This is a genomic window from Nostoc sp. 'Peltigera membranacea cyanobiont' 210A, assembly GCF_002246015.1.
Taxonomy (GTDB): Bacteria; Cyanobacteriota; Cyanobacteriia; order Cyanobacteriales; family Nostocaceae; genus Nostoc.
Window position 1 is genome coordinate 180,403 of record NZ_NOLJ01000004.1, and the last position, 26,849, is coordinate 207,251.

General features: G+C 41.0%; 24 protein-coding genes and 1 pseudogene. 14 read left to right on the forward strand and 11 right to left on the reverse strand.

Annotation, left to right across the window (positions count from 1 at the left end; all coding sequences use genetic code 11):
- Positions 1–16 precede the first annotated feature (16 nt).
- The 5 genes from CDG76_RS13760 to CDG76_RS37290 form a co-directional block, all read right to left on the reverse strand.
- A complete protein-coding gene (locus tag CDG76_RS13760; RefSeq protein ID WP_094349563.1) occupies positions 17–352 on the reverse strand; it encodes a thioredoxin family protein in 336 nt (111 codons plus the stop codon).
- 174 nt (positions 353–526) lie between these two features.
- Positions 527–1,318, reverse strand: coding sequence for a PspA/IM30 family protein (locus CDG76_RS13765; RefSeq protein ID WP_094349564.1), 792 nt, complete (start codon positions 1,316–1,318; stop codon positions 527–529).
- Positions 1,319–1,481: 163 nt separating this feature from the next.
- Positions 1,482–2,231, reverse strand: a complete 750-nt coding sequence (locus CDG76_RS13770) for a PspA/IM30 family protein (protein WP_094349565.1) — start codon at positions 2,229–2,231, stop codon at positions 1,482–1,484.
- A 311-nt stretch (positions 2,232–2,542) separates the two neighbouring features.
- Positions 2,543–3,904, reverse strand: a complete 1,362-nt coding sequence (locus CDG76_RS13775) for a hypothetical protein (RefSeq protein ID WP_094349566.1) — start codon at positions 3,902–3,904, stop codon at positions 2,543–2,545.
- Positions 3,858–4,121: a hypothetical protein gene (locus CDG76_RS37290; RefSeq protein ID WP_190240847.1), complete on the reverse strand. Its 264-nt coding sequence runs from the start codon at positions 4,119–4,121 to the stop codon at positions 3,858–3,860. The genes CDG76_RS13775 and CDG76_RS37290 overlap by 47 nt, the downstream gene beginning before the upstream one ends.
- Before the next feature lie 121 nt (positions 4,122–4,242).
- Here CDG76_RS37290 and CDG76_RS13780 point away from each other — a divergent pair, with 121 nt between their 5' ends.
- Both CDG76_RS13780 and CDG76_RS13785 read left to right on the forward strand, forming a co-directional pair.
- Complete coding sequence (locus CDG76_RS13780) at positions 4,243–4,797, forward strand: DUF721 domain-containing protein (protein WP_094349567.1); 555 nt, start codon at positions 4,243–4,245, stop codon at positions 4,795–4,797.
- A gap of 427 nt (positions 4,798–5,224) precedes the next feature.
- A complete protein-coding gene (locus tag CDG76_RS13785; RefSeq protein ID WP_094349568.1) occupies positions 5,225–5,539 on the forward strand; it encodes a hypothetical protein in 315 nt (104 codons plus the stop codon).
- A gap of 126 nt (positions 5,540–5,665) precedes the next feature.
- On the opposite strand, the gene menB is transcribed toward CDG76_RS13785, so the two are convergent.
- The gene (gene menB / locus CDG76_RS13790; RefSeq protein WP_094349569.1) at positions 5,666–6,499 is read right to left on the reverse strand and encodes a 1,4-dihydroxy-2-naphthoyl-CoA synthase; all 834 of its coding nucleotides are present in this window, start codon (positions 6,497–6,499) and stop codon (positions 5,666–5,668) included.
- Positions 6,500–6,640: 141 nt separating this feature from the next.
- On the opposite strand from menB, the gene CDG76_RS13795 reads away from it, so the two are divergent.
- From CDG76_RS13795 to CDG76_RS13820, 5 genes and pseudogenes are all read left to right on the forward strand, one after another.
- The gene (locus CDG76_RS13795) at positions 6,641–7,513 is read left to right on the forward strand and encodes an Rpn family recombination-promoting nuclease/putative transposase (RefSeq protein ID WP_094349570.1); all 873 of its coding nucleotides are present in this window, start codon (positions 6,641–6,643) and stop codon (positions 7,511–7,513) included.
- Between the two features lie 116 nt (positions 7,514–7,629).
- Positions 7,630–8,500 (forward strand): annotated as a pseudogene (locus tag CDG76_RS13800) (Rpn family recombination-promoting nuclease/putative transposase).
- Positions 8,501–9,119: 619 nt separating this feature from the next.
- Positions 9,120–10,166: a hypothetical protein gene (locus tag CDG76_RS13810; RefSeq protein WP_143854085.1), complete on the forward strand. Its 1,047-nt coding sequence runs from the start codon at positions 9,120–9,122 to the stop codon at positions 10,164–10,166.
- Positions 10,156–10,569, forward strand: a complete 414-nt coding sequence (locus tag CDG76_RS13815) for a hypothetical protein (protein WP_094349572.1) — start codon at positions 10,156–10,158, stop codon at positions 10,567–10,569. Before CDG76_RS13810 ends, CDG76_RS13815 begins: the two co-directional genes overlap by 11 nt.
- Before the next feature lie 2 nt (positions 10,570–10,571).
- Positions 10,572–11,234, forward strand: coding sequence for a hypothetical protein (locus tag CDG76_RS13820; protein ID WP_094349573.1), 663 nt, complete (start codon positions 10,572–10,574; stop codon positions 11,232–11,234).
- Positions 11,235–11,357: 123 nt separating this feature from the next.
- On the opposite strand, the gene menD is transcribed toward CDG76_RS13820, so the two are convergent.
- On the reverse strand, positions 11,358–13,136 hold the full coding sequence (menD, locus tag CDG76_RS13825) for a 2-succinyl-5-enolpyruvyl-6-hydroxy-3-cyclohexene-1-carboxylic-acid synthase (protein ID WP_094349574.1): 1,779 nt from the start codon (positions 13,134–13,136) through the stop codon (positions 11,358–11,360).
- Between the two features lie 167 nt (positions 13,137–13,303).
- Between menD and folB the strand changes: the two genes are divergently transcribed.
- Both folB and CDG76_RS13835 read left to right on the forward strand, forming a co-directional pair.
- A complete protein-coding gene (gene folB, locus CDG76_RS13830; protein ID WP_094349575.1) occupies positions 13,304–13,672 on the forward strand; it encodes a dihydroneopterin aldolase in 369 nt (122 codons plus the stop codon).
- Between the two features lie 984 nt (positions 13,673–14,656).
- Positions 14,657–15,937, forward strand: coding sequence for a diguanylate cyclase domain-containing protein (locus tag CDG76_RS13835; protein ID WP_094349576.1), 1,281 nt, complete (start codon positions 14,657–14,659; stop codon positions 15,935–15,937).
- 242 nt (positions 15,938–16,179) lie between these two features.
- Here the strand turns inward: CDG76_RS13835 and CDG76_RS13840 are convergent, their stop codons facing one another.
- The gene (locus CDG76_RS13840) at positions 16,180–16,560 is read right to left on the reverse strand and encodes a calcium-binding protein (RefSeq protein WP_094349577.1); all 381 of its coding nucleotides are present in this window, start codon (positions 16,558–16,560) and stop codon (positions 16,180–16,182) included.
- Between the two features lie 455 nt (positions 16,561–17,015).
- A complete protein-coding gene (locus CDG76_RS13845; protein WP_094349578.1) occupies positions 17,016–17,999 on the reverse strand; it encodes a DUF1517 domain-containing protein in 984 nt (327 codons plus the stop codon).
- A gap of 658 nt (positions 18,000–18,657) precedes the next feature.
- Here CDG76_RS13845 and CDG76_RS13850 point away from each other — a divergent pair.
- Positions 18,658–19,890, forward strand: coding sequence for a glycosyltransferase family 4 protein (locus tag CDG76_RS13850; protein WP_094349579.1), 1,233 nt, complete (start codon positions 18,658–18,660; stop codon positions 19,888–19,890).
- Positions 19,891–20,051: 161 nt separating this feature from the next.
- Positions 20,052–20,960 carry a class D beta-lactamase gene (gene blaOXA / locus CDG76_RS13855; protein ID WP_223265232.1) on the forward strand — a complete coding sequence of 303 codons (909 nt, stop codon included), beginning with the start codon at positions 20,052–20,054 and terminating at the stop codon, positions 20,958–20,960.
- Here the strand turns inward: blaOXA and thiS are convergent.
- Both thiS and CDG76_RS13865 read right to left on the reverse strand, forming a co-directional pair.
- The gene (thiS, locus tag CDG76_RS13860) at positions 20,957–21,169 is read right to left on the reverse strand and encodes a sulfur carrier protein ThiS (protein ID WP_094349580.1); all 213 of its coding nucleotides are present in this window, start codon (positions 21,167–21,169) and stop codon (positions 20,957–20,959) included. The two genes, blaOXA and thiS, sit on opposite strands and share 4 nt — an antisense overlap.
- Positions 21,170–21,270: 101 nt before the next feature.
- Positions 21,271–22,386, reverse strand: coding sequence for a thiamine phosphate synthase (locus CDG76_RS13865; protein ID WP_094349581.1), 1,116 nt, complete (start codon positions 22,384–22,386; stop codon positions 21,271–21,273).
- 523 nt (positions 22,387–22,909) lie between these two features.
- On the opposite strand from CDG76_RS13865, the gene CDG76_RS13870 reads away from it, so the two are divergent.
- From CDG76_RS13870 to CDG76_RS13875, 3 genes are all read left to right on the forward strand, one after another.
- Positions 22,910–24,835, forward strand: a complete 1,926-nt coding sequence (locus CDG76_RS13870) for a DUF1565 domain-containing protein (RefSeq protein ID WP_094349582.1) — start codon at positions 22,910–22,912, stop codon at positions 24,833–24,835.
- A gap of 160 nt (positions 24,836–24,995) precedes the next feature.
- Complete coding sequence (locus tag CDG76_RS37295; protein WP_190240848.1) at positions 24,996–25,157, forward strand: hypothetical protein; 162 nt, start codon at positions 24,996–24,998, stop codon at positions 25,155–25,157.
- Positions 25,158–25,446: 289 nt separating this feature from the next.
- Positions 25,447–26,286 carry a tetratricopeptide repeat protein gene (locus CDG76_RS13875; RefSeq protein ID WP_094349583.1) on the forward strand — a complete coding sequence of 280 codons (840 nt, stop codon included), beginning with the start codon at positions 25,447–25,449 and terminating at the stop codon, positions 26,284–26,286.
- The last annotated feature ends 563 nt before the right edge of the window (positions 26,287–26,849 follow it).

The window sequence follows — 26,849 nt, forward strand, 5'->3', positions numbered from 1 at the left end:
AACTATGAACTATTGACTAATTACTATTTAAGTGGGTGTCTAGAAGAGCAAATAATTTCTCTTTGCCGATGACTCCCTCGGTGGATATCAAAACTTCCTGTCCTTGAAATAGTCTGAGGGCGGGTACACCTTCGACTTGGTACTGCTTAACAGTCAGTGGGTTGGGGTCAATTTCCATTTTAACGACTTTGAGGCGATCGCTATATTCGCTGGCAGCTGAGTTAATCGCGGGCGACATCAATTGACAAGGCCCACACCAGGAAGCCCAAAAATAAACTAATACAGGCTGCTCGGCTTTTAACACTTCGGTTTCAAACTCAGCATCGGTTATGGTGATTACAGCCTTACTCATTGCAGTCTCCATCAGGTGGCGATCAAAGTTGGCACACACAATACTTTATCCCAAAGTCGTCAATAGTCCATAGTTAATAATTTATAGTGATTAAGATTGTTAACTATTGACTAATGACGTAAAATCCCACAGCCAACAGGTGTGGGACTAGCTTAAATAAGTTTTCTGTCAATTTTACAGTTGATCCAATTGCTTGCGTAGGGAATCTAACTCAGCATCAACCACTTCATTGGACTTAGGAGCAGTAGATTTAGGAGCAGTGGTTTCTTGTTGCGGTGGCAGTTGGGCTTGATTTTGTGGAGCGGCGGGTGGTAGCATCTGGGCTTTTAAAGCTGCTAATTCATCATCAACATCGTTACCACCTTCCAACAGGGCAAATTGGGTATCTAAATCTGCACCTGCTAACTCTCCTGCTGCCTGGGCCCGGGATTCTTGGATCAAGACTTTTTCTTCCATCCGCTCGAAGGCAGACATTGCACTGTTAGTATTCATCCCACGCACCATGCCTTGGAGTTGCTCTTGGGCTTTGGCAGTAGTGATTCTAGCTTTGAGCATTTCTTTCTTGGTCTTAGCCTCAGAAATTTTGCTTTCCAGCTGGATTAAGTTGCGCTTGAGGGTTTCAACTTGGGTGCTTTGGGTATCTAAACTAGCTTTGAGGGCAGCACTGGTGTCAGTATAAGTCTTCTTGCGCTCTAGAGCTTGTCGTGCTAGGTTTTCATCACCTTTTTGCAGCGCTAGTTGGGCATTGCGTTGCCACTTATTGATTTCATTTTGAGCATCATTATACTGTTTCTCACTGCGTTTTTGGGCGGCGATCGTCTGGGCTACTCCCTGACGCAGCTGTACCAAGTCTTCCTGCATTTCCAGGATGGCTTGCTCTAGCATTTTTTCGGGGTCTTCGGCTTTGTTAACCAGGTCGTTGAGGTTAGAACTAACTACTCGCTTAATACGATCGAATAATCCCATAACTTTGTTTTTCCTTGTGTGATTTACGCTTTTTGTTGGACAGTTAGCTTTTTTACTTTTTTATAGCTACCTATTTCAATGTAATCTTTACCAGTTTGAATCAGTACCTCCTAACAACTCTTAATTGTTAAGATATCGCCAAACTGGGGTAATTAGTAGAACTTCAAGAATCCTGAGTTTTGGGTAACTGCTGTTGGGGAGGTTGCTCTGTCTTTTGGCTCTCCTCGGTTAGGATTTTGTGCTGTGTGTTTTCTGACTGCTTGAAAACCTGTACCTTCATCGCTGCCAATTCGGTATCTACATCATTAGATTCCAAAGAAGTAAATTGTGTTTCCAAGTCGTCGCTACTAAGTTGAGCGATGGCTTCTGATTGAGCTTCTATCTGCAAAACTTTTTCTTCCATGCGCTCAAAGGCACTCAGACTGCTAGTAGCAGAAACTCCGCCGAGCATTTCTTGGAGGCGATAAGACGCTTCAGCAGAACGGGCGCGGGCAATATACATATCTTTTTTAGTTTTCGCCTCGGCAATTTTTAACTCTAGCGATCGCATATCCTTTTTTAGCCTAGCAACTATCTCGTTTTGCTGCTCTATCTGCGAAAAGAGGGCTGTAGTAGTTTCTTTATAGGCTTGACGCTTAGTCAAAGCTTCACGTGCTAGAGGTTCATTACCTTGTTGCAGTGCCAATTGGGCGCGGCGATACCATTCTTCCATTTGAGACTGAGCGGCCGCTGCTTGTCGTTCAGTGCGTTTCTGGGTAGCGATCGCTTGTGCTACACCCTGCCGCAACTGCACCAGATTTTCCTGCATTTCCAGGACAGCTTGCTCCAAAATCTTTTCTGGATCTTCTGCACCACCGATTAAACTATTGAGATTAGCGCGAATCACTCGCAGGATACGCTTGATTAATTCCATATCGGCTCTCCAACGAAATCCAGTTCTGAGTGCTGTTAGCAGGGCGTTTAGCCCGTGCTGAGTAATGAATTTAGTTATAGAGTGCTGAGTGCCTAGTTAAAGTCCTAAGTATAGTAAGTATTTTTTGTCATCGGTGTAGTTATGGAGTGCTGAGTGCCTAATAAAAGTTTTGAGTATAATATTTTTTGTTGTGGGGTCGTAAACAAACAATATTTTGTCTCTACCACTCAGCACGAGCTAAACCCTAGCTATCCGCTAACACAACTCAGCACTCAGCACTGTTATCTCATGGTATCGTAGATTTTTGCAATTCATGGCTGCTGAACTCGTGCCTTAATTCCCTTCGCTTCTAACAGTTTCATCTGTTGTTTTACTTGCTCTTTAGTTTTAAAAGCACCCAGATAAATCAATTCTTTGTTAGGCGATAAATAAGCATCAGGAATTACTTGCCGTGCTGAGGCAAAAGCTGCGCCTTTATTATCTATCACTACATGATAAAACCCATCTGTTCCTGGCTTGATTTCTGCATCTGGCTTTGGTGAGGTTGCGATTGGCTTGGGCGAGGTTTTTGTCGGTGAGGTGGGAGGTAAATTTAGGGGAGGCAAGGATTTTAGCGTCGGCACTGGTGCTAAGGCGATCGGGTTAGTCGGTTGGGCTGTATTGGGGTTAGAAAATGCCCCTTGAGGATTTGCGGGGTTTTGGGTAACAATTCGATTAGGCACTACAGGGGGGGGTGATTGGACTTTGGGTTTTAAGCCAACTACATCATTTGGATCTCTGACTTCAGGAAACTCTTCAGTAGCTAGATTGGGATATTTGGGTATAGATGTGCTTGGTGGCTGAATTTGAGGTTGGACATTACTCCCAACTTCCTCAGTATTTTCTGGTGTGGGAGAGGAGTTGCCATTAAATAAATTGCCTAAATTCCATTGTGGCAAGCTTTTGGGATTGAAGACTGCATAACCCAAGATCAGACTAGCCACCAATAGCAGCAACATGGAGCCAATACCCAAAGGTGATAGCAGACTGTCGCTAGAATTGCTTGGTTTCTTGGTTTCTGGTTGTTCTTCTGTCAGACTTCGCAGCAGTGCTTCACTAGATTCTAAATAGTCATCTGGGTGCTTGGGGCTATCATCTGTCTGCAAATGATTTTCGCTTTTAGTATTTTTAACGATCGCTGGCACAATGCTGCTACTAAAGTTGGGTGGGGGTGGTGGGAGTTGAGTTTGTGTTTTAGCTGCATTGGAGGTGGAGGGCACATTAAGATTATTCAGTTCCTCATTTTTTGCCGTAGTTGGTGCTGGGTTCATCTCAGGATTCACAGCTACAGATGCAGGTGAGACATCAATTTTTGCCGTAGCTGGCGCTGGATTCATCTCAGGATTCACGGGTACAGATGCAGGCGATACGTTGGTTTTAATTTCCGTTGCTGATGACTGAGTTGCGCCCAATATTGTCGAAATGGTAGTTAACGGTTGGGGTTGTCCGCTGATGTAACTTGCAACACGGGACTGCTTAGATGACACCAAACCAGTTCGCGTGCGTCGGTATCGAGCTAATTCTTGATCTAGCGGCACCTCTAAACTTGCTAGTGCTGCTGCTAGTACTGGTTTCAACCCAGGTGTTTTAGACGATTGATGAGTACTGGAGTCGTTCAGGGGGTTTTGAGTCATTGCCTTTGTGCCTCAAACGGAGATTACTGGAATCAACTTTTAGATATATTTTGTGACAATAGTAGCGGAAATTATTTAAATAGATTGGGGATTGACCCGGATTTCTGACGCATAGTGTAGGCAGAGGGGGAAGAGGAGTGTGGGGAGTGTGGGGGGTAAGACTTCTTCCCCATCCTCCCACACCTCCCACACCTCCCACACCCCTTGGATTTCTCACTTGTGAGAAATCCAGGATTGGGGAAGAGGTGACAGGTGATAGGGAATAATCTGCACCCTGTAACCTGTAACCTGTACCCTATCCTATTCCCTTCTTCACTCCTCACTCCCCACTTTGAATAATGTCGTTGAAATCAATTAATGATGTTTTAAGGATTCTGGAAAAGCAGGCTAAATGGCAGGAGCAACCATTTCAACGTCTGCTCAAGTGTTGGGCAGAAGTTGTTGGCCCAGTAGTTGCCGCAAATACTCGACCATTATCGATTCAGCGTGATGTTTTGTCGGTAGCAACTTCTAGTGCTGCTTGGGCGCAAAACCTGACTTTTGGTCGCACATCTCTACTTTTAAAGTTGAATAAAAAGCTGCCAACGCCTTTGGTTGATATTCGCTTCTCTACCGCTAGCTGGCAGAATCCGTCGGTGGAGAGAAAACAGCAACAAACGGTTTCGCCTCATGAGCATCCCAGTTACCTTGGTGATGAGATTAGCCGCCCTGATGCTACACCCACTAAAGATGTAAATGCGGCTTTTGGACATTGGACGAAAATTGTGCGATCGCGATCGCATGGCTTACCCCTTTGTCCCCAGTGCCAATCTCCCACCCCACCCGGTGAACTCCAGCGCTGGGAAGTCTGTTCTGTTTGTGCTGCTAAACAGTTTTCAAAGCAAAATAGTTGAACGATTATCCGTTGAGCAGAGTTTATCCTGAAATAATTTGCTGCCATTACATCAAATCTTTCTAATTCTTGAGAAAAGATATAGTTTATCGCTAAAATCTGCCGAATGTGGTAACTAAAGCAGACTATTTATCTAAAATTCTATGCCTTAAGGATGGCTTAAGGAAGAACTTAAAAGGCTGGACAAATCAAAAGCTTTCCTTTTATTCTTGATCCCTAATAAGTTTTAGACGATAACTATATGTAACTGCTCTAATGATTATTTAAATATATAACAAGATTATAAAAATATCCTGAAGTTTATTTTTTACTTGGGATCGCTGAAACCTATAGAAAATAATGACTTTTTGGCTTTTCTCCGTCTTTATATATAGAAGCAGAATATAAAGATGAAATTCAGCCAGAAACAACACTAAAGATGAATCCGAATGAAACCCATTAAAGTTTTAGCATCTGCCTGTAGATATTGTCGTCATTACCAGCCAGAAGGTCGCCGTGGTGGAACGTGCCAGCAGTTGGGCGCACCAGTTCAAGCGACTTGGAAGGCTTGCTCTTTGGCACTCCCACCTTTTGCACCTTCTTGGGAAACCTTGGAAGATGCTTGGGGTTTACCAGATGCAGCTCCAGTTTTAACATCTTGTCAATCTTTAGCCTCAGATTTCGATAATGCTGCTCTTGCCCCTCTAGAGGAAATAGCTGCCTCCATATCTGAACAGGTAAAAACTAAAGCAGTGGTCATTTAGTCATCCATTATTACTGGACTGAGTTTGTAGTCCATTTAAAATAAGATTTGTTTTTAAGATTTTAGTGCTGTAAAAGTTGATATATAAAAAAATCGCACCCTTTAGTGAGGTGCGATTTTTGCAATTCTATGGTAGCCAAGGAAAAGAGCGAAAGTCTGGTGGACGCTTTTCAAGAAAGGCTTGTTTGCCCTCAGATCCTTCTTCTGTCATGTAATAAAGTAGGGTGGCGTTGCCAGCAAGTTCTTGTAAACCAGCTTGTCCGTCACAATCAGCGTTGAAGGCAGCTTTGAGACATCGAATTGCGATCGGGCTTTTTTCTAAAATCTCTTGCGCCCATTGAATACCTTCCGCTTCTAGTTGTTCCACTGGGACGATGCAATTAATTAAGCCCATTTCTAGAGCTTGTTGTGCATCATATTGGCGGCAGAGAAACCAAATTTCTCTAGCTTTTTTTTGTCCCACAACGCGGGCGAGATAGCTAGCTCCAAAACCACCGTCGAAACTGCCGACTTTCGGGCCAGTCTGTCCAAAAATGGCATTATCTGCGGCGATGGTAAGGTCGCAAATCAAGTGTAGGACGTGTCCACCACCGATCGCATATCCAGCGACTAAAGCAATCACCACTTTCGGCATGGAACGAATCAAACGCTGTAAGTCCAGCACATTCAATCGGGGGATGCCAGTATCATCCACATAACCTCCATGTCCCCGCACGCTTTGATCGCCACCAGAACAGAAAGCATATTTGCCATCAGTGTGTGGGCCATAGCCAGTAAATAGAACAACACCAATAGTAGTATCTTCACGAGCATTACAGAAAGCGTCGTACAGTTCAAAGACTGTTTCAGGACGGAAAGCGTTGCGTTTGTGGGGACGGTTGATGGTGATTTTTGCAATGCCATCAGTTTTTTGATACAGAATATCTTCGTAGGTTTTGGCAGTTTGCCAGTTAATTTGCATTGGTATGGAGTGCGCTGTTGTGCTTGAGAATTTTATCGCGGACGTAGGGACATGCGATACCTGCGGTGGGCTACGCCTACGCTAAAATTGGTATCTCAAGCCTTTACAATCTGGTAATTGTCTGGGTGTTGAGGGATAAAAATGCGACGTGACACCATTTTCTACAAATTATTTAAGCAATTTCCCGGTTTGCTGTTTGAATTAGTAGATGAACCACCTCCAGAAGCAGAAAACTACCAGTTTGAATCAGTTGAGGTGAAAGAAACGGCGTTTCGGATTGATGGAGTATTTTTACCTCCGGCTAATGCAGTTTCCAAAACCGTCTTTTTTGCAGAAGTCCAGTTTCAGAAGGACGAAGACTTATATCACCGCTTCTTTAGCGAATTGTTTTTGTTTCTCTACCGCAACTCTATCCGTTACGATGACTGGTTTGGAGTCATAATTTTTGCTTCTCGCAGCTTGGAACCTTCTTCCTCTTCGATTCACCGTGCTTTGTTGGAAAGTGGCCAAGTCAGGCGGGTTTATCTGGATGAGTTGGGGGATTTGCAACAACAACCTTTGGGATTAGGTTTGATGTTGCTGACAAATGTTACTTCTGAAACGGAAGCAGTAGAAGGGGCGCGGTTTTTACTGGAACAAGCACGGCAACAATCGGAGCAAGCGATAATTGATTTAGTGACGACGATTATCGTCTATAAGTTTTCTAATTTTAGTCGAGAGGAGATTCAAGCGATGTTGGGACTAAATCTCGAAGAACCACGGGCTATTCTGGAAGCGAAGCAAGAAGGGCGAGAGGAAGGAAAGGTTGAAGGACGAGAGGAAGGCAAAGTCGAAGGAGAAAGAGCGATCGTTTTACGACTCTTAAATCGGCGCGTGGGTAATATTCCTGATGCGCTTCTGTCCCAGATTCAAGAGTTATCCGTGGAAAAGTTGGAAGCTTTAGGTGATGCTTTGTTGGATTTCTCTACTCTTGCTGATTTGGAAGGATGGTTACAAGGTGAAGTAAGCGGGTAAGTTTCACCCAGAGACGCAGAGTAGGAGAGCGATACCTGCGGTGGGCTACGCCTACGCTAAAATTGGTGTCTCAAGCCTTTACAATCTGGTAATTGTCTGGGTGTTGAGGGATAAAAATGCGACGTGACACCATCTTCTACAAATTATTTAAGCAATTTCCTGGTTTGCTGTTTGAATTAGTAGATGAACCGCCCCCAGAAGCGGAAAACTACCAGTTTGAATCGGTTGAGGTGAAAGAAACGGCATTTCGGATTGATGGAGTGTTTTTACCTCCCGCGAATGCAGTTTCCAAAACCGTCTTTTTTGCTGAAGTCCAGTTTCAGAAGGACGAAGACTTATATCACCGCTTCTTTAGCGAATTGTTTTTGTTTCTCTACCGCCACTCTATTCGTTACGATGACTGGTTTGGGGTAATAATTTTTGGCTCTCGCAGCCTGGAACCTTCCTCTTCGATTCACCGCGCTTTATTGGAAAGTGGTCAAGTCAGGCGGGTTTATCTGGATGAGTTGGGAGATTTGCGACAGCAACCTTTGGGATTGGGTTTGATGTTGCTAACAAATGTTACTTCTGAAACGGAAGCAGTGGAAGGGGCGCGGTTTTTGTTGGAGCAAGCACAGCAACAATCGGAGCAAGCGATAATTGATTTAGTGACGACGATTATCGTCTATAAGTTTTCTAATTTTAGTCGAGAGGAGATTCAAGCGATGTTGGGACTAAATCTCGAAGAACCACGGGCTATTCTGGAAGCGAAGCAAGAAGGGCGAGAGGAAGGAAAGGTTGAAGGANAAGATTGAAGGAAAGGTTGAAGGAGAAAGAACAATCGTTTTACGATTATTAAATCGGCGCGTGGGTAATATTCCTGATGCGCTTCTATCCCAGATTCAAGGGTTATCGGTGGAACAGTTGGAAGCTTTAAGTGATGCTTTGTTGGATTTCTCTACTTTTGGTGATTTGGAAAGATGGTTACAAGGTGAAGTAAGGGGGTAAGTTTCACTCAGAGGCGCAAAGAAGAAGGGCGATCGCACTCCGTAAAATAATGATGGCTACAAATAAACTTTCCCAAAGTGAAGAAGCATTTGTAGACGCGCAAGTATATCAGAAGCGGTGGAAGAAAAAGTGCGATCGCTCGTCTTGCGACTGTTAAAACGACTTTTTGGTGAAATTGCTGAAGAACGTTGGAAGCGTTAGCTTTGGCGTTGTTGGAATTGAGATTGCTGACTTAGAACGGTAGTTACAAAATCAATCAGTAGATTCCTAAGTTAACTTCGTCGTTTTTCTGATATCTTAAAGCTTCATATTTTCAGCAATAGGCTCTTGAGCGCGAGCTTCAATTTTGGCTCGATATGCTGGTCGGAGTTTTCCCATTATATTATTCAGTTTTGTTGTCATAGTTTTATTCTCCTTTTTCTTTCAATTGATGTCAGCTTAGTTAGACACAGCAGCGTAGTAACTTGATACTTGTTGAAATAAATGTAATACTAGTGAGGCTATTACCAAAAAAGCTAGTACACTAGCTCAAAGAAAGTTGAACACCAGTCACTTGTTAGAATCTGAATCGTCGATATCCATTAATCATATTAATCTTCTACTTGATAATCTTCATAAAATGGTTCCATGGCCAACAATGAAGACTATGTTGAATATCTGTGAGCTATCAATAGGAATGGGACGAGATAAAACTATCGAGAGGCTATTGGATGAGAATAAAAAAGGAAATAAGTTCGATGATAATTTTGAGAAATTGAAAAATCTATATTACGATTATTTATTGGTTGGCAATAAAGCTATAAAGATATTTAATAGCGAAAGAAAAATAATTGACGAATTAATAACTTCATTTCAATCGCATCAAATCGAAGAAACTGTTTTTCAAGAAACTTATCCTTTTTCACTCCCTGAAGAAAAGCTGAAGGAAACCGACTTATTCCCAAAACTTGTTGATATTAAAGATACAAATGAGAATTTATCACTTGTTTTTTGTACGAGACATTCCTTTACCGAGCGTATTGAGATAAATCCTGAAGAACTCAGTATAGAAGCAAAAGATTATTTTAATGACTATGATGAAATTATTGGTATAAAAAGATATATTAGACAGTTTTTCAATGTTGTTGTTTTGTGGAAGAAAAAGATACTTATAGAGGTTAGAATTGATATCGCTAATGGAGTTTCATCACAAGAACGCAACACAGCTTTTTTTGAAACTGTAGGGCAGTTTAACAACTTAGCAAGAGAAAAATTAGGCATTGAGACAACGTTGAACGAATGTATTAACTTCTTCCCACTCATTGACAATCTATATAAATCTAGTGGTGAAGGAAAAGTGGGTGAAATTGCCTTCAATACTGATGAAGGTTCAACTAAGTCTGAAAGAATGCGACGAGGTGCAGTCGATCTCAGGGATGAGATATATCATAAAGCAGGCAGAGAAGCTGTAGATCATATTACTCCATATCGTCTTGCAATTTTGTGGAATTTTAAAATATCGGAATACATAGAAACTCAGATCGAGCTTTTTTTACCAGGGAAATCTCGTGCTTTAAGTAGTACTGAACAACGCCTTGAAGAAGTTATAATAAAAAAATGTAGTGTTCTAGAAGAGTACAACTTTATTCTTGATAAAATTAATATGTATTTGAACAATGTTAGCTAGCAAAGATGAGGTTAGAAGTCAAATTTATGAAGACTGGGGCGAGAATCCACAGTCAGAAATTTGTTTTGCAGTGCTAGATTATTTACTTCGTGTGCCTATAAAAAATTTATTACATATTACTTATGGGAGTTTAAAAAAAGTTGTCGGGCAGAACTATACAAATGATGATCTATTAAAAGCAATTCAGTACTTGTGTGGAGAGCGGATGAATTTGCTAGAAATGAATTTTGAAATTATAGAAAATGATGAAAATATTTTTATGTTATCGAAAGAAGAAGTAAAGATTGCTCAAGAAACAGGACAACTTATTCATCCTGAAACAGGAAAATTAGTTAACAACTTTAAACAAAAAGTTTTTGTCTACTTTCAACCAGGCTCTTTAGTTAAAAGTATTGCTCAGTAATAATGTCAATAGAGAATTTAACCTTACTTGAATTACAAAAACTTGAGGGAAATATTCCAGAACTTGATGGTTTCATATCAAGAATTTTAGCAAAAACCTATGATGACTTCATTGATGTTCTTTATAAAGATATCGACACAATAATTTTTACAAAGGAAGAAAACCCTGAACTCTATCAGTTAGACAAGAAAGAAGATAGATTGACAGTAGAAATAATGCAGCAATTACGTCGCATGGGCTACCAAGCATCACATGATACGAAAATTGGTGGTCATGCTGATCTTGTTGTCAAGAAGAAAGAGTACATATGGATTGGAGAAGCAAAAATTCATAAAGACTACGAATATTTGTGGCAAGGTTTTCAGCAGCTTAATACTCGATACTCAACTGGGGATTGTAATCAAAAAGATGGTGGACTATTAATTTATATTTTTGTGCAAAATACAAAATCTGTTATGGAAAAATGGCAAGAGTATTTATCTGCCAAGAATTTGATAAATTACGCCTATTTCTTTTGTCGAAAGAGGAGTTTGGCTTTCTTTTCAACTCATATACATGATAGTTCTGGACAAGTATTTACAGTTAGACATATGCCAATAATACTTCATTTTAGCCCTAAAGATAAAAGTGCAATGAGAGCAAAGCTAGAGAAAAAGAAAGGGTAAATGTATTTTTAGCTTGAAGCGACGACTGAGTAATAGTAGTAATCAGCATTTGCTTGCATTTGAAATGCATATAGTAAAGCATTTTTAACTTTCATTCCACAAGCATTTCATCTAGTGAGATTATTAAATCGTAATATCTGCGGCAAACTTCCTTAAATTCTCCTGTCGCCACTTAGCATCAGCTTTGCGATTTGTCTGCAACTCCAAAATCCGAATTCCTGTAGCTGGTAGCGAGTTTAATCTTTGCTGCAATTGCTGCCAAGAAGTAATCAATTCATGCTGTACATTATAAGTAGCGCACAACTGAGCAAAATCAATATCCTGGGGAGTGCCGAAAAACTCTTCAAATGGCGGGTCAAATTTAGCAATGGGTAACATTTCAAAAATACCACCACCATTGTTATTGATTAACAAAATTGTGAGATGCCCGACAAACTTATTGCGGATTAAAAAACCATTGGTGTCATGTAACAGCGCTAAATCTCCCGTTAACATCACACTACTTTGCTGGCGATGGGCAATTCCTAAAGCTGTGGATAATGTGCCATCGATGCCATTTGCACCCCGATTAAAATGCGATCGCACTCCTAAATTATTCGGTTTCCAGAAATATTCCACATCCCGCACAGGCATACTATTGGCAATAAACAGAGGCGTTTCTGGCGGTAAAATCTGAGAAATTAACCAAGCTGCTTTACTCTCAATGATTTCATCTATCTTCCCCATCGTCTGATCAACCGCTAACCTAACCTTCGCTTCTGCATTACACCATTGCTTTCCATAGTCTGAAGATAAAGATAAATTTCCCTCCTCAACTTTTATTTCTTCTACAGATATCCGTAAATGCGTCGTCCTCCCATGCAAAGGGTCGAGGTTTTGGTCACTAGGATCGATTACCCAGCGTCGGGGTTGAGTTGTATCTATCCAGCTACGCAGTTCTTTACTCGTAGGCATTTCACCCACCTGAATCACTATTTCGGGCGCTAGCTGCTTTGCTAGTTGCTGATTTCGCAAAATCAGGTCATAAGTGGAAATCAAATAAGGGTTGAGTTCGGCATAATTTCTGACTGGGGAAAGTCCCTCAGCTAGCACGGGCCATTTGAGAGTTTGGGAAAGGTGCGCGATCGCTCTACAATACTCTTCTGGTTGCGACGGTTGAGCAACACCTGCGATGATGATACCGCGATCGCATTCTTTCCATTGTTGGGGAATGGGGAATGGGGCACTTGTACTGAGCGAAGTCGAAGTATTGGGAATGGGGGATGGGTTGGCTATTCCTGCGAAGAAGTCTTCTGATTCCAACTGCGATCGCAAATAACTCAAGTCGGTTCCATCAGGAAGAGGCGCTAAGGGATCGCGAAAGGGAATATTCAAATGTACTGGCCCCTTTGTAGGAGTTTGCGATCTTTCCCAGCTATGAATTACCGTTTGTCGCAGATAAGCTAGCATTCCCAGATCGGCGGAGGGTAAGGCTAACTCTGTTTGCCAATTTGGGTAGTTTCCATATAATCTCAATTGATCTACAGTTTGCCCAGAGTGACAATCTCGCAATTCTGGAGGTCTATCGGTGGTTAATATCAACAGTGGTACGCGACTATATGAAGCTTCTATTACTGCGGAATAAAAATTTGCTCCTGCTGTACCAGAGGTACAAACTATTACCACTGGGCGTCCGGTTGCTTTAGCTTGTCCCAAAGCAAAAAAGGCGGCGGAACGTTCATCGAGAATGGAAATCGCTTCAATCTCAGGTGCTTGTTGAGCAAAAGCGATCGCTAGGGGTGTAGAGCGCGATCCGGGGCAAATGATGGCACAAGTCAATCCCAACCGCTTTAGAGTCTCTGTTAAAATATAAGCCCAAACTTGATTAACATTCCTATAAGCGATCGGCATTAAATCAAACATAGCTATAAAACAATCTTAAATTTTAGATTTTGTCTAGGGAAATTCAATTTAAAATCCATCAATGCGGTGTTGAGTTCCATCACCGCCACACGAGTTTCTGGGAAAGAAAATCTCCAAGCAAACTTGCTGAACTTTCTACAAAATGCACAATTTGCTCTCAAACTTTTATGGACTGCATTCATTTAACGGGAATTCGCGGCTATGGCTACACTGGGTATCTACCAGAAGAACAGGTACTAGGACAATGGTTTGAGGTGGATGTGAGGTTATGGTTGGATATCTCCACAGCGGCCAAGACTGACGCGATCGAAGACACTTTAGATTATCGCAGCGTCATTAGCTTGATACAACATCTGATCAAAACGTCTAAATTTGTTTTGGTGGAGAAATTGGTAACAACGATCGCAGATTCTATTCTCCAAGAGTGCGATCGTGTAACAAAAGTCCAAGTTACTCTCAGCAAACCTGCTGCACCTATTCCAGACTTTGGTGGCAAAATTAACATTGAACTGACTAAAAGTAAGTCCAATCTTTAAATCCACACAATGTGTTTTTTTGCAATATCTATCAGCTAGCAAAGAACAGGGGGTTTACGTCGAGCTTGGAACTGTCTCATAATGAGAATCTTTTCTGCCATTGCTACCAGCACCTGTTGATTACCAAAAAACTAAAAAACACCGCGATCTGCTGATGAACATTTAACTTGCATATTTTCAGAGGACAGGAATTGTGATTAAGTATTAACCAGAAGCTATAGGGCTAGTATTTTATTTTTAAAATACGCGTAGTGACGTGGCAAGGCTAAAATAGTGCAGTTAAAAATATCTCAAATATTGAGATTTGAGAAACATAACTAATTTTCTATTGTACATATTTAGGCTTGCCATGTTATTACAAGAAAACTAAGACTTTTTTTTTAAAGTTACGGTTTTTATATAAACATTTATAATTAATACGAGTTTACTCATCATTAAAGATTTCAGACAGCTTTAGACCGTAATCTAGACCTCATATAATATAAAATATATTTTTTGTAGATAAAGTAGCATTAAACTATTTAATTACAGGTAACAATTAATAATTCAGTGTATGTATATTAGTATATTACATACGATACGAGCTAGATTTTTGAACTTATATTAAAGTAATATACTGTGATTTTATGAAATTTTATTCTTGATTAATTTGTATATAGATATTATACTTAGTATTTATACTTTCCTAATAAAAAATTATTGTATACATTTTAAAATCAGTTTTTGAGTGCTTGATAATTACATTCTAATTTGAATTTGATGTTTATTAGCATCATATTAGCTACATAAATTAATCAAAATTAGCTTTAGCAAGCATAGAAATTTTCGGAGATTAATAACATGATGCTATTTACTAATTAGTCAGTATTAATATCAAGCAATAATACAGGGTAGTTAGAGATTGTTTATGATAAGATAAGCGCTTTTGACTTGAGTTGACACTGACAACAAGAATCTGAACCTTAGCAAACAGGTTATCGTAACATGTTCGCCCGCAAAATCCTAGTTGTTGAGGATGAAAAAAATATAGCCTCAAATATTAGAAAAAGTTTACAAAAATTAGGTTACTTAGTATCAGAAATAACTGAATCTGGTGAAGAGGTAATAAAAAAGGTAGCAGAAACTCATCCACATTTAGTATTAATTGATATCTGTCTAGCTGAAATAGACGGTCTCCACGTAGCTGACATTATTCAGAATAACTTTCATGTGCCTGTAGTATATCTAACGGAGTATTCGGAATATAAAACATTACATAAAAATCAGCTAAGTGAGCCTTTTAGTTACATAGCCAAATCATTTATTGAAAGTGACTTACATTTTGTGATTGAAATGACCCTGTACAAACATCAGAGCAAAAAAATATTATACGAAGAAAAACAGAGGTTGATGACAATTATTAATAGTATGGGTTGTGCAGTGATTGTTACCTATGCAAATGGTTGTATTGAAATGATGAATCCCATAGCAGAACTAATCACTGGTTGGAAGCAAAGTGAAGCGTTGGGGAAAGATTTGATAGAAATCGTTAACTTAGTTAATAAAGATGTAGGAGAAAAAATTGAAAATTTAGCCACTTATGCAATCGAAGCAGGTGAAATTTTCAATTTACCAGAAAACTGTACATTAATTACCAAAGATGGCAAAGAAATAGCGATTGGGGATAATGTTGCACCTATCCGCGATCGAGATGGCAATATTACTGGCGCGGTTTTAGTTTTTCAAGACATTACTAAACGTAAGCAGACAGAGGCACAACTGATCCGCAATGCGTTTTATGATGGGCTAACAGAATTACCGAATCGTGTTTTATTTTTAGATCGGCTCAGACAAACTATTGAACGTAGCAAACGCAGAAGCGATTATTATTTTGCAGTTTTATTTTTGGATTTAGATGGCTTCAAAGAGATTAACGATCGCTTTGGGCATGGAATAGGGGATGATTTTTTAGTAGCGATCGCTAGACGTTTAGAGTCATGCTTACGCAGTGGCGATACTCTAGCACGATTTGGTGGTGATGAGTTTACTGTTCTTTTGGAGGATATTAAAGACATTACCGACGCTACCAATGTTGCCAAACGTATTCAAGACTCTTTACGATTGCCAGTGAATCTCAATGGATATCAATTATCTACTACAGCGAGCATTGGTATTACTTGGAATTTTAGTAGTTATGAGGAGCCGACAACTCTGCTGCGGGATGCTGATATTGCTATGTACCAAGCTAAACGCCAGGGAAAAGCTACTTATGCCATATTTAGTTAAGAATGAAATATGCTACTCTAGGCGCTACTAAGGTTATGGTATACAACCGAGAAGCCCTATAAATCTGTCATCGAAAAAACCGAAAAACAGAATTCAGCAGTCAGTAGCCAGAATGGGCTAAACCTTAGCTATCCGCTAACAGAAGTGAATTCTTTATGACTGGCGGACTTAGACAAGCGCTCAGGCAAAGGCTGAAAATAGGTTTAAGTTTGCCACTTTGATTCTGAATTCTGCATTCTTCTTCAAAACTTATAACCTCTAGCAATCCAATAGAGCCAGTCTGCGATCGCTTCTTGAGTTTCACTGTCAGCATCAATGGCTACTACTTCAGATAATTTTGCAGAATATACATCATCATCCTTACCATTAATATAAGCAACCTCTACAAACATATCTTTTAAACACTCATCATCTGGGGCCATTCCCAGTACTTCGACTTGTTTCTCCTCGACAGCACCTGATTTGCGTCCCTTCTTAGTCCATGTAGCCAAAAAGGGAAAATTCAGAACCTCTTCGAGGTAGTAGTACCAACCCATAGCCCGGTCTTCTTTGTCTTCAGCATCTACAATAATCTCTGTTTTAATGCGATGCTCTCGGTTTTCGTCGGCTTCAACACTAGGCATAAGATAACACTTTGCGTATAATTCATTTTGATAATACTACCAAAATGTTTCTAAAATCATACTTAAATATATCTATTATGTCCGCTTAATTACTTATTCACCTCTAAGAACCCCACCCTTTAATTGCCTCTTTGCAAACTCTTAGGGCAAGGTGGGGTGAAATCAATACTTTTCGGGTTTTGGGGGAAAGGGGAAAGGTTAAGGGTTTGAATTTACCTTTACCCCTTTCCCTTTAACTTTTCCCCAGACGAAAACAGAGATTGTTGGGTTTATCCGAAAAGTATTGGGGGTGAAATGACTGTGGAAATCATAACTAATTATTTGGGATATAAACTCTACAAAAAACCGCTTGTCATTGACAAGCGGTTTTCTAGTTATTGTTCTTAAGGGAAACTTATTCGTTGCACCAAGATGCAAAGTTTTTCTTAACGCTCAAGCGCAAAATTTATCAGAGATTAAACAAGTCTCAAATCAGGATAATTTGCTAACACATCATCAGATGTGAGGGTATCATTTTCAGCTTGAGGAGTCCAAAGAACTTCAATTGCTAGAAGCTTCTCGCTAGGGATACTACCAATTTGCCGCAAAGCTTGACGCAAATCGTCAGCACTATTAATCGCTGTGGGGATTTCAAACTTACCTAGTGTCGCCGCCAGCAAGGTGACGATAATGTATTCACCAGGGCCTTCGGTAAATAGGCGGGTGGGGTTGTCGAGTTCACCAGCTGGAGGTAAAGCATCTTTAGCAAGGGCTGCTTTGAGCTGGTTGTTGACATTAGAAAGAGTTTCTTCGCTAAACTTGCTGCGTTCTGCCAGTGAAAGCCGATTAAACTGACCTTCAGCTGAATTCAAGCTGGCTTGTTGAGTGCCACCACCTGCATATACAAAGTATTCGGGATGGCGGAGTAAAGCTAGGCTTGCTTCTTGGAGAATTTCTGCTCTGCCTTCTGGGGTGTTAGTATCAGCAGTTTCAGCAATGTGGTTGAGTTCATTTTGCAATTCACGGGCTTGAGCTAACAAACCTACTTGCAAACGAGTTACAGAAACAGGAGAGTTACTGCTGTAATCTGCTTCTGGAGTTTCACCGCTAGAGACGCGGCGGAAAGTTTGCAATAAGAAATTAGCGATCGCCAAGAAAATTAAGATGGTAAATATACCACCAAATCCTCCTCCAATACCCCAGAAGGGAACTATGAAGGGAAAGCCAAAGCCACCACCAAAACCACCACCAGGATAGTATCCGCCCCCACCAGGAGGTGCATAAGTGCGTGGTGTATAGGTGCGGCTAGAAGGCGCTCTAAAGGAGCCACCACCGATACGACCCCCACTGCGGGCTGCTAATGCGCCATCAGCGTGACCAAGAGCCAAAGCTAACACCAAGCTTAGGGCTAAGAAGGTTTTTAACAGCGGTTTGATGGTTTGTTGTAGTTTTTTACGCATAAGACAATCGCTTGAAAAACGGAATTATTAATTATGATTTCTCCCTATTCTGGGAGGAGTGTTGCAGGATGTCGCTAACGCTAGGCCGTAACAAGCAACTTTGTAGCATTCACTTTTAGAGGCTACATATTCAATTTACCGCGTCTTATCTTGGGTAAGTAGCGATCGCAGGGGGGATTTCTCGACTGGGGAACCGTACCTGAAGACATGTTTATCCTCACAGAAATTGCGATGTCTACGACGGTCACTGAGCGCAGCCGAAGTGCGGGCTATGTCTACGGGCAATAGTTTGCTATGCCTTGGAGTAGAAGTTTCAGACTACAGTCTACAGTTTTGAATTATACAGGTAAACAACTCACCGCTGAACGTAGCTAAATTTCGGAATTTTCGCAGTAGTTGTTCACTGAGCAATTTCGCTACAAGTGTTACCTTTGATTTTTTGTTCACTATGCACAGAAACTCTCAAATAATGAGAGATTTGCAACAAAAATAAAATCAACACAATAAAAAAACAATCTTCCTGCCTAATCTTCTAAAATAGGCTTCAAATTTGTCTACCAAATTTGTTTTAAAAGAAATAAAATAATAGTGATGGCTTTGAAAGTAATCCTAATTGTAAATATTAAAAACTATTTGAAATATAGTCATCAACTTTATTATGGAACATATTTCTCAACTAACAGCCGAAATCAGAGACAAAGCTGCATACCCAGATATCCTAGTTATATCCCGGATTTTCATGCCGAAAGAAGCTGTAATTGGGGAATATATCTACAATCGCTGTCTTCAAGATCCAGAACGAGTAATTGTGCTGGCAGCTAGTTGCTCAGGAGATCGAGTATTTGATGAAGGTCAACAGTTTCCTGTGTATCGCTGGTATTATCCTAGATGCTGGCGTAGCGGCTATGTGGGAAATATCCTGAAGCCTTTGGTCAATATCGTCTGCTCATTTGTCCTAGCAATTAAACTCTATTTTCGCTATCACTATCGTTATATAGAGTGGGGCCACGGCTATGATTTTCCTTCACTGTTGCTATTGAGCTATTTGTTACCTATTCGCTTTTTTATCTATCTACACGGCAACGATCTTCTTTGTACTTTACACAATCCCGTGCTGCGATCGCTATTTAAATTAACACTCAAACGCGCCGAAGGTATTGTTTGTAATAGTTCTTATACAAGAGACTACCTAAGAGCTGCTTTCCGATTAGATACTCCTACCCACGTCATTAACCCCGTAATCAGACCAGAAAAATTTGGTAATAATGTAGCCAGTCCCAGTAGTCTTGATGATTTACGGGTTCGCGTGCGTCAGGCATACAACATTCCTGATTCAGCAATCGTTATTCTCTCCATCGGCAGACTAGCAAAACATAAAGGTTTCGACCGAGTAATTGATAATATCCCAATCCTGCTAACTTTTGGGGTTGATGTCCACTATATACTCTGCGGGCAAGGGCCAAGTGAGTCGGAACTGAAATCTCTGGCGCATCGTTTGCGAGTTGATAAGCGCGTCCACTTTGCCGGATATGTACCAGAGCGAGAATTAGCAGGTTATTATACAGCTTGTGAGATATTTGCTATGCTGACTTTATCGGATACTAAACCTAATAATATGGAGGGTTTTGGTATGGCTTATTTAGAAGCAAGTTACTTCGGTAAGCCTATAATTGCCCCTCGTTTAGGCGGTGTTCTAGATACAGTTCAGCATGAAGAAAATGGGATACTGGTTAATCCCAATTCTGGTTATGAAGTTTTTCAAGCTTTCAATCGGTTGTGCAAAGACCAACAACTACGCGAGCAACTCGGTCGTAAAGGTAAAGAATTAGCCAAGCGTAGAACCCTTCATCGATCGCTTTATAAATCAGAGGGGAAAAACGCAATTTTGTGAAATAATTTTATTAACTAAACCGGATTGAATCATAAAATTCAAAAAATACCAAAAAGGGCAATTTACTATAAGTCATATTTCTGCATAAGCTTTAACAAATTACTTCACAAAAGAGCAAAATTAAAGTGTAAAATCTCGTTTGTGATGTAATTAAATGTGCAATGAAAAATATCTGGTTTAACATAGAGCAATTCCTTCGGTGTTACGCAAAGCGCCGAATTCAATCTTTTGTATTTACAGTAATTGGATGTCTTGCTGTTGTAAGTGTGATTACCTTTGGGGCAATGTATGTTGTGGCTCAACCTGCTTCAACTTCATCTGAACGTCCCGCTGTTAAAGCACCAAATTTCGGGCGACACTTTCAAGAATTTGGACGTGAAGGCTCTATCTTGATTTACGACTCAAAAAATAACCGCATCTATGAACACAATCCTCAACGTAATGCAACCGCAATTGCTCCAGCTTCAACATTCAAAATTTTTAACGCGCTGGTGGCATTAGAAACAGGTGTAGTTCCTGATGATGTGGCAGTTCTCACTTGGGATGGAATTCATCGAGAGATTGATGCCTGGAATCATGATACAAATTTGCGTCAAGCCTTTAAGGATTCAACTGTTTGGTTCTATCAAGTATTGGCGCGTAGGGCTGGATATGAACGGATGCAGCAATTTATTAATAAAGTAGGCTACGGGAACCGTCAGATTGGCACTGTCGCAGACATCGATCATTTTTGGCTACAGCAGCCTTTGCAAATTACACCCAAAGAGCAAATTAAGTTTTTGCAACGGTTATATCAAGGCGATTTGCCTTTCTCGCAACGGACAATAAATCTTGTCAAAGATATTATGGTACGCGAACAAACTCCAGACTACACACTGCGAGGAAAAACGGGATGGTTAACGAGTACTAAACCAAACATTGGTTGGTTTGTGGGTTATTTAGAGCAAAACAAAAACGTCTATTTTTTCGCGACAACCCTTGATATGCAAAAATCGGAAGATGCACCCGCTCGCATTGAGATTACACGACGTAGCCTCAAGGATTTGGGCTTGCTGACTCAAATCAACTAGCCACCACCAACAATAGTTACCACTTCTAAGCGATCGCCTGGCTGCACTTTTGTTTGTGGCCAAAACTGGCGGTGTAAAATTTCACCGTTATACTCCACAGCCACCAAGCGGGGGTTAAAACCCAACTGTTGGAGTAAGTCGGGTAAAGAAGTTTGAAATGAACAGCTATGGGTTTCCCCATTTACCTGAATCGTAATCTCGTTAGACATAAATGTGGGGAATGGGGACTGGGGAATGCGGTATTGGTTACTCACTTCGGGCTAATGACAAATACTTCGGCTTCGCTCAGTACAAGTGACAAATGACTCTTTTAAAGTTCTGGTTTAATGCGATTGAGTTGGGAGAGCAAATATTGTGTCACGAGGGTAGGCTGTTCGGCTTGCATGAGCGATCGCACCACAGCTACACGTTCGGCTCCCGCATCGATCGCATCATTGATATTATTGGCATCTATTCCCCCAATCGCAAACCAGGGAATTGAGCAATTTTTGGCTGCATAGCTGACATATTCTAGCCCTGTTGCTGCTTTACCTACTTTCGTGGGAGTTTCATAAACTGGCCCCACGCCAATATAATCTACACCTTCAGCAATTGCTGCTTGCATTTCTTCTTTATTTGTGGTAGAAAGCCCTATCAGACGTTGCGAACCCAGTAATTGCCGAGCAACAGCAATAGGCATATCTTGTTGTCCCAGATGCACCCCATCGGCATCGACAGCTAAAGCTACATCCACGCGATCGTTAACAATAAACAAAGCGCCGTAGATGTGGCATAACTGGCGTAATTTTCTCGCTTGTTCTAGACGCAAAGAATCATCGGCGGTTTTATCGCGGTACTGTAAAAGCGTTAATCCACCTTTGAGTGCAGCCTCGACATTGCTCAACAAATTTTCACTAGGGGAAGTAACAAGATACAAATGCGATCGCCACAACAATTGATGGCGCTGATGACCCATTAAACTACTTTCTAGGGTATAAACCTGATAGCGCATCTGCTTACAAGCCTTAGCCATATTTGGCTGGTAAAGCTTGCTGTATTCTTCCAACACCCGTAATGCTTCTTCTATCCGGCAAAAGTTAGCTTGCAAGACCGATTTTATACTAGCTCGTTGTTCTTCTTGAGGATGAGTTAACTCAGTCCCAAGATCGCCTGGTGTATCTCGCGCCGCCCGCAATTCTGAGGTATGCCACTTGGCTACCTCTTGTCGCAGCCGCTTGCATTCAAGAGCCAACTGGGCATTATTCAACCCAAACCGACACCATTCCTCAATGATTCGCAAGCCCTCACGAGCGCGGTCTAAATTGGCATCTAAAATGCGGTAAACAACTTGCTGTATTTGCTCTTTTTGGCTGTATGGCTCGACCATTACAACAACCCCGTTAGTGCTTTCATCGAAGTGTGAATTATCATAAGTCCTAGTAACCATAAGTTAATTAATTTGCTTTTTTTTTACTAATTTTTGCGGAATCTACGCAAAATAACGTAGTAGTGAGGGTTACGGTAGATTATCCCATGTTCCTATAGACAGTGATAAGGGTAGTTTGAGGCTACAGTTTCGCGCTAAGTTTAGTCAAGTATTTTACGGTAGACAACAAGCTTACAAAGGATTGGCAAAAGGGAATACACCAGAAAATTCACAAGAAATATATTAGTGAAAACAATGTAAATACTAGCAGCGTTAGGTCTCTACAAGGGTTTTGGATAAAGCATATTTAATTTCACTCTTATATCTAAATAGATATAAGAGTGAAAATGACGTAGGCACAATTCATGAATTGTACCTACCAATCATTTTGGGCAACGCACAATTAATTTCTGGAGATGTCCAATATCATTTATTACTATGTATTAAATATCGCCAATTGCTCAATATATGGGTAATATTATCGACATAATACTCTCTAGAGAGTATAAGAATTTATGATTACTTATAAGGAGCCGTGTTAAATATGATTCTCCCTCGTGTGTTTCCTGAGTACCGTAGAGTAGATGTTTTGTTTGCAAAGCTGAAGTTTCTGAAATCAGCAAGGCTTTTATTTTTTAGTTTTTCAGTATTATCTTTTACTGTAGGTATGGGGGCGGCAAGTATAGCGTTCTTGGGTATAAGCCTGGATAGTGCGTTAGCGTTCGCGGAGCGTTCCGTAGGAAAGCCCGCCAAAGGCATCGCTCAAATTCCATCGACACCAGATTCAACGCCTCTGAATCAGAAAACACCTTCTCAGGCTAATGTGCTATTTGTCAATCCTGGTGTTGGAGATGACAAGGCAGGCAATGGCAGCGAATCCGCTCCTGTAAAGACGATTACCCAAGCGCTGCGATTAGCTAATGCCAATACTGTAATTATGCTTTCCACTGGCACTTATAGCGCCGAGACAGGAGAGGAATTTCCCTTAATACTGAAACCGGGTATCTCAATTCAAGGCAACCCCAGCAATCAAGGTAAAGACATTATCATTCAGGGAGGCGGTGATTACCTCAGTCGGAGCTTTGCCGGTCAAAATGTCACAATTGTTGGAGCAAACCAAGTCTTGCTCACTGGGGTAACGGTGACGAACCCTAATCGCCGTGGTTACGGTTTATGGATTGAATCTAGCAATCCGGTAGTCGCAGAAAATACTTTTACTGGCAATACTCAAGATGGGATTTCTGTCTGTGGTAATGCTGCACCCACTATTAGTAAGAATTACTTCGATCGCAATGGAGCCAATGGCATCACAATTGCTGGTAACTCCAGTCCCCAAGTGAGGGAAAATGTCTTTCACCAAACGGGTTTTGGGATTAATATTGCCCAAAATGCCGCTCCTGTAATTATAGGCAATCAAATTCAGAACAATAGATCGGGAATTGTCGTACAAGCAAATGCTCGCCCGATTTTACGTAACAATATTATTCAAGATAATAAAGAAGATGGTTTAGTTGCGATCGCTCAAGCAATGCCAGATTTGGGTAGTGCATCCGAACCTGGGGGTAATACATTTCAAAATAATGCCCGCCACGACATTAACGCCAGTGCTGCTAAACAAGTGATTTCTGCTGCTGGTAACAACCTTGTGAGCGATCGCATCACTGGCAAGGTAGATATTAATGGTACAACAGCACTAGCAACCCAAAATTCTCAACCAGTTCCCAACAACGTATTACGACAAATACCATCAACTGGAGAAATCACCTTTTCGGCTCCCGAAATCTCTGAAACTACTAATGGGCAAACCAGCAACAGCATTTCAGCAAATAATCCTGTTTCTACACAATTAAACAGTCAACGGCTGCCATTAATGCCTGCCAATAATGTACCGCCTTCCCCGCCTATATCCAAACAACCACCTACTTCTAAAGTCGCCGGATTTCCTACTCCTAGCAGCTTGTCAGGTAGACAAATACCAACTAACGCACAGCCACTTGATACACCACAGTTAAATTACGTGCGGATCGATCCTAATACCATTGAGTTTACTGCCCCTGAGTCCCCATCCAATTCAGTTGCACAGCCACCAGTTTCAAGTATGAAGAATCAAACACAGCAACCATTACCAATATTAGAAACTGCTGCTTCCGGTGCTTCAGAACTTTTACCACTTCCCAATCGCAATATCCCCATTGTTAATACTCGCAATCTGCAAACAAGTTCTGCAAGTATTCCCTATAGTAGTAACTCTGCAACACAATTTGGTATACGTTATCGCGTAGTAGTGCCACTTGCAACTGATAAGGATCGAGATTTAGTAAAATTCCTTGCTCCTGGTGCGTTTCCCACAGTTTGGCAAGGTCAAAGAGTTATGCAAGCAGGAGTATTTAGTAGTGAATATAATGCTAAAGAAATGCTCAAAACACTCTCTAGTAAAGGTTTAAGAGTCATTATGGAGCCGTTGAATTAATTGGGCATGGGGCAAAACAGTTCCGTTAGCGTCAGCGGAGCGTTTAGCACGTTTTCAGTTGCGAGTGCTGAGTAAAGAAGTGAGATTCCCCACTCAGCACTCCTGAAGGGCACTGGGCATGGGACAAAAGATATGGAATTAGCGAGAAAAGCACCTCAAAATGAATATTGATCTACTTGAGATGAGCGATCGCTTTTCTAATGTGGAAGAGGCAATCGCTGTTTCATCAAAGGAGCGATCGCACACCCTTATATCTGCGCTGATTTGGCAACTTGCGTCTGAATACAGCAGGCTCAGTTTTTTCCGTTTTACCAATTACTGAGAAAGTGATTGCCCTATTAGACTTGCCCCTTACCCCCATTAATCTATGATGGCGGGTTATTTTCGATAAGCTCGCTGTGCGAACCGACGAAATGTAAACCGTTCTAGGGATGTGTTCCACCTTATAGCCCAAAGGTGTAATGCTGCACTACCCTGTTTACCCCTTAAACACTGGTAGTTTTATAAATACACCTAAAAATCCGAAATATTATGCAGTTAGGCTGTATATTACAGTGTTAATACTAAATTTAAGTGCAAGCTGATGGTAGAACCTTTAACGGCAGCAGTGATTGTCTCTTTATTTTTTTCAGAGGCAATTAAAGAAGGTCAACAGTTACGAAAACCTGGCATTACTCTACTATTCCCAAGGACGGTACAGCGGAGCCGAAACACTTTTGAAAAAAACATTAGAACTCCGGCAACGGCTGCTGGGAGAAGAGCATCCCGATGTCGCCACCATTTACAACAACCTGGCATTACTCTACACTAACCAAGGACGGTATAGCGAAGCCGAAGCACTGTATAAAAAAGCATTAGAAACCTACCAACCGCTGCTGGGAGAAGAGCACCCCCATATCGCCACCAGTTACAACGACCTGGCATTACTCTACTATTCCCAAGGACGGTATAGCGAAGCCGAAACACTTTTCAAAAAAGCATTAGAACTTCGACAACGGCTGCTGGGAGAAGAGCACCCCTATATCGCCACCAGTTACAACAACCTGGCAGGACTCTACAGTGACCAAGGACGGTATAGCGAAGCCGAACCACTGTTGAAAAAAGCATTAGATATCCAGCAACGGCTGCTGGGAGAAGAGCATCCCTCTATCTCCACCAGTTACAACAACCTGGCATTACTCTACAGTGACCAAGGACGGTATAGCGAAGCCGAACCACTGTTGAAAAAAGCATTAGATATCCAGCAACGGCTGCTGGGAGAAGAGCATCCCTCTATCTCCACCAGTTACAACAACCTGGCAGGACTCTACTCTGACCAAGGACGGTATAGCGAAGCCGAAACACTGTATAAAAAAGCATTAGAAATTGCTGAACTTAGCTTAGGAGTAGATCATCCCAGTACAGCCATTTGCCGTAAAAATCTGAAATTCTTGCGCGATAATTACACTTAAAAGCAGTGTAGGAAAAAAATTATAAATCATCTAGTAGTGCAGCATTACACGTATGAGCCATTACGTGTAATGGGGGGCGAAAAGTATTATTTTCTCGTGGTTGTGAGCAGCGTCACTAACCTTGAGTATTTTCCCAACTTAGGATCATAAGTTGGGATTTGAGTTCTGACTGGATTAAATAGTTGAATTATATTTATGATACTTTTGTGCGCGATCGCCTTTGCCATAAGTTAAGTTGAGCTAAGGAAACCCATCATTTAATACCTCAAAACGATTTCAAAGTACCTCAAAACGACTTTGAAGTACCTCAAAACGACTTTGAAGTACCTCAAAACGACTTTGAAGTACCTCAAAACGACTTTGAAGTACCTCAACACGACTTTGAAGTACCTCAACACGACTTTGAAGTACCTCAAAACGACTTTGAAGTACCTCAAAACGACTTTGAAGTACCTCAAAACGACTTTGAGGTACCTGTTGCTTATTTGATGTTATTTTTTTGACAATTTTAATAAAAACCTCAGTACAATCAACTAAAAATAATTAGGTCGATCTTAATTTGC

Coding starts and splice junctions, on each gene's coding strand:
- CDG76_RS13760 (WP_094349563.1), bottom strand. CDS start 352: ATGAGTAAGGCTGTAATCACCATAACCGATGCTGAGTTTGAAACCGAA.
- CDG76_RS13765 (WP_094349564.1), bottom strand. CDS start 1,318: ATGGGATTATTCGATCGTATTAAGCGAGTAGTTAGTTCTAACCTCAAC.
- CDG76_RS13770 (WP_094349565.1), bottom strand. CDS start 2,231: ATGGAATTAATCAAGCGTATCCTGCGAGTGATTCGCGCTAATCTCAAT.
- CDG76_RS13775 (WP_094349566.1), bottom strand. CDS start 3,904: ATGACTCAAAACCCCCTGAACGACTCCAGTACTCATCAATCGTCTAAA.
- CDG76_RS13780 (WP_094349567.1), top strand. CDS start 4,243: ATGTCGTTGAAATCAATTAATGATGTTTTAAGGATTCTGGAAAAGCAG.
- CDG76_RS13785 (WP_094349568.1), top strand. CDS start 5,225: ATGAAACCCATTAAAGTTTTAGCATCTGCCTGTAGATATTGTCGTCAT.
- menB (WP_094349569.1), bottom strand. CDS start 6,499: ATGCAAATTAACTGGCAAACTGCCAAAACCTACGAAGATATTCTGTAT.
- CDG76_RS13795 (WP_094349570.1), top strand. CDS start 6,641: ATGCGACGTGACACCATTTTCTACAAATTATTTAAGCAATTTCCCGGT.
- CDG76_RS13810 (WP_143854085.1), top strand. CDS start 9,120: ATGGTTCCATGGCCAACAATGAAGACTATGTTGAATATCTGTGAGCTA.
- CDG76_RS13815 (WP_094349572.1), top strand. CDS start 10,156: ATGTTAGCTAGCAAAGATGAGGTTAGAAGTCAAATTTATGAAGACTGG.
- CDG76_RS13820 (WP_094349573.1), top strand. CDS start 10,572: ATGTCAATAGAGAATTTAACCTTACTTGAATTACAAAAACTTGAGGGA.
- menD (WP_094349574.1), bottom strand. CDS start 13,136: ATGTTTGATTTAATGCCGATCGCTTATAGGAATGTTAATCAAGTTTGG.
- folB (WP_094349575.1), top strand. CDS start 13,304: ATGGACTGCATTCATTTAACGGGAATTCGCGGCTATGGCTACACTGGG.
- CDG76_RS13835 (WP_094349576.1), top strand. CDS start 14,657: ATGTTCGCCCGCAAAATCCTAGTTGTTGAGGATGAAAAAAATATAGCC.
- CDG76_RS13840 (WP_094349577.1), bottom strand. CDS start 16,560: ATGCCTAGTGTTGAAGCCGACGAAAACCGAGAGCATCGCATTAAAACA.
- CDG76_RS13845 (WP_094349578.1), bottom strand. CDS start 17,999: ATGCGTAAAAAACTACAACAAACCATCAAACCGCTGTTAAAAACCTTC.
- CDG76_RS13850 (WP_094349579.1), top strand. CDS start 18,658: ATGGAACATATTTCTCAACTAACAGCCGAAATCAGAGACAAAGCTGCA.
- blaOXA (WP_223265232.1), top strand. CDS start 20,052: ATGAAAAATATCTGGTTTAACATAGAGCAATTCCTTCGGTGTTACGCA.
- thiS (WP_094349580.1), bottom strand. CDS start 21,169: ATGTCTAACGAGATTACGATTCAGGTAAATGGGGAAACCCATAGCTGT.
- CDG76_RS13865 (WP_094349581.1), bottom strand. CDS start 22,386: ATGGTTACTAGGACTTATGATAATTCACACTTCGATGAAAGCACTAAC.
- CDG76_RS13870 (WP_094349582.1), top strand. CDS start 22,910: ATGATTCTCCCTCGTGTGTTTCCTGAGTACCGTAGAGTAGATGTTTTG.
- CDG76_RS37295 (WP_190240848.1), top strand. CDS start 24,996: ATGAATATTGATCTACTTGAGATGAGCGATCGCTTTTCTAATGTGGAA.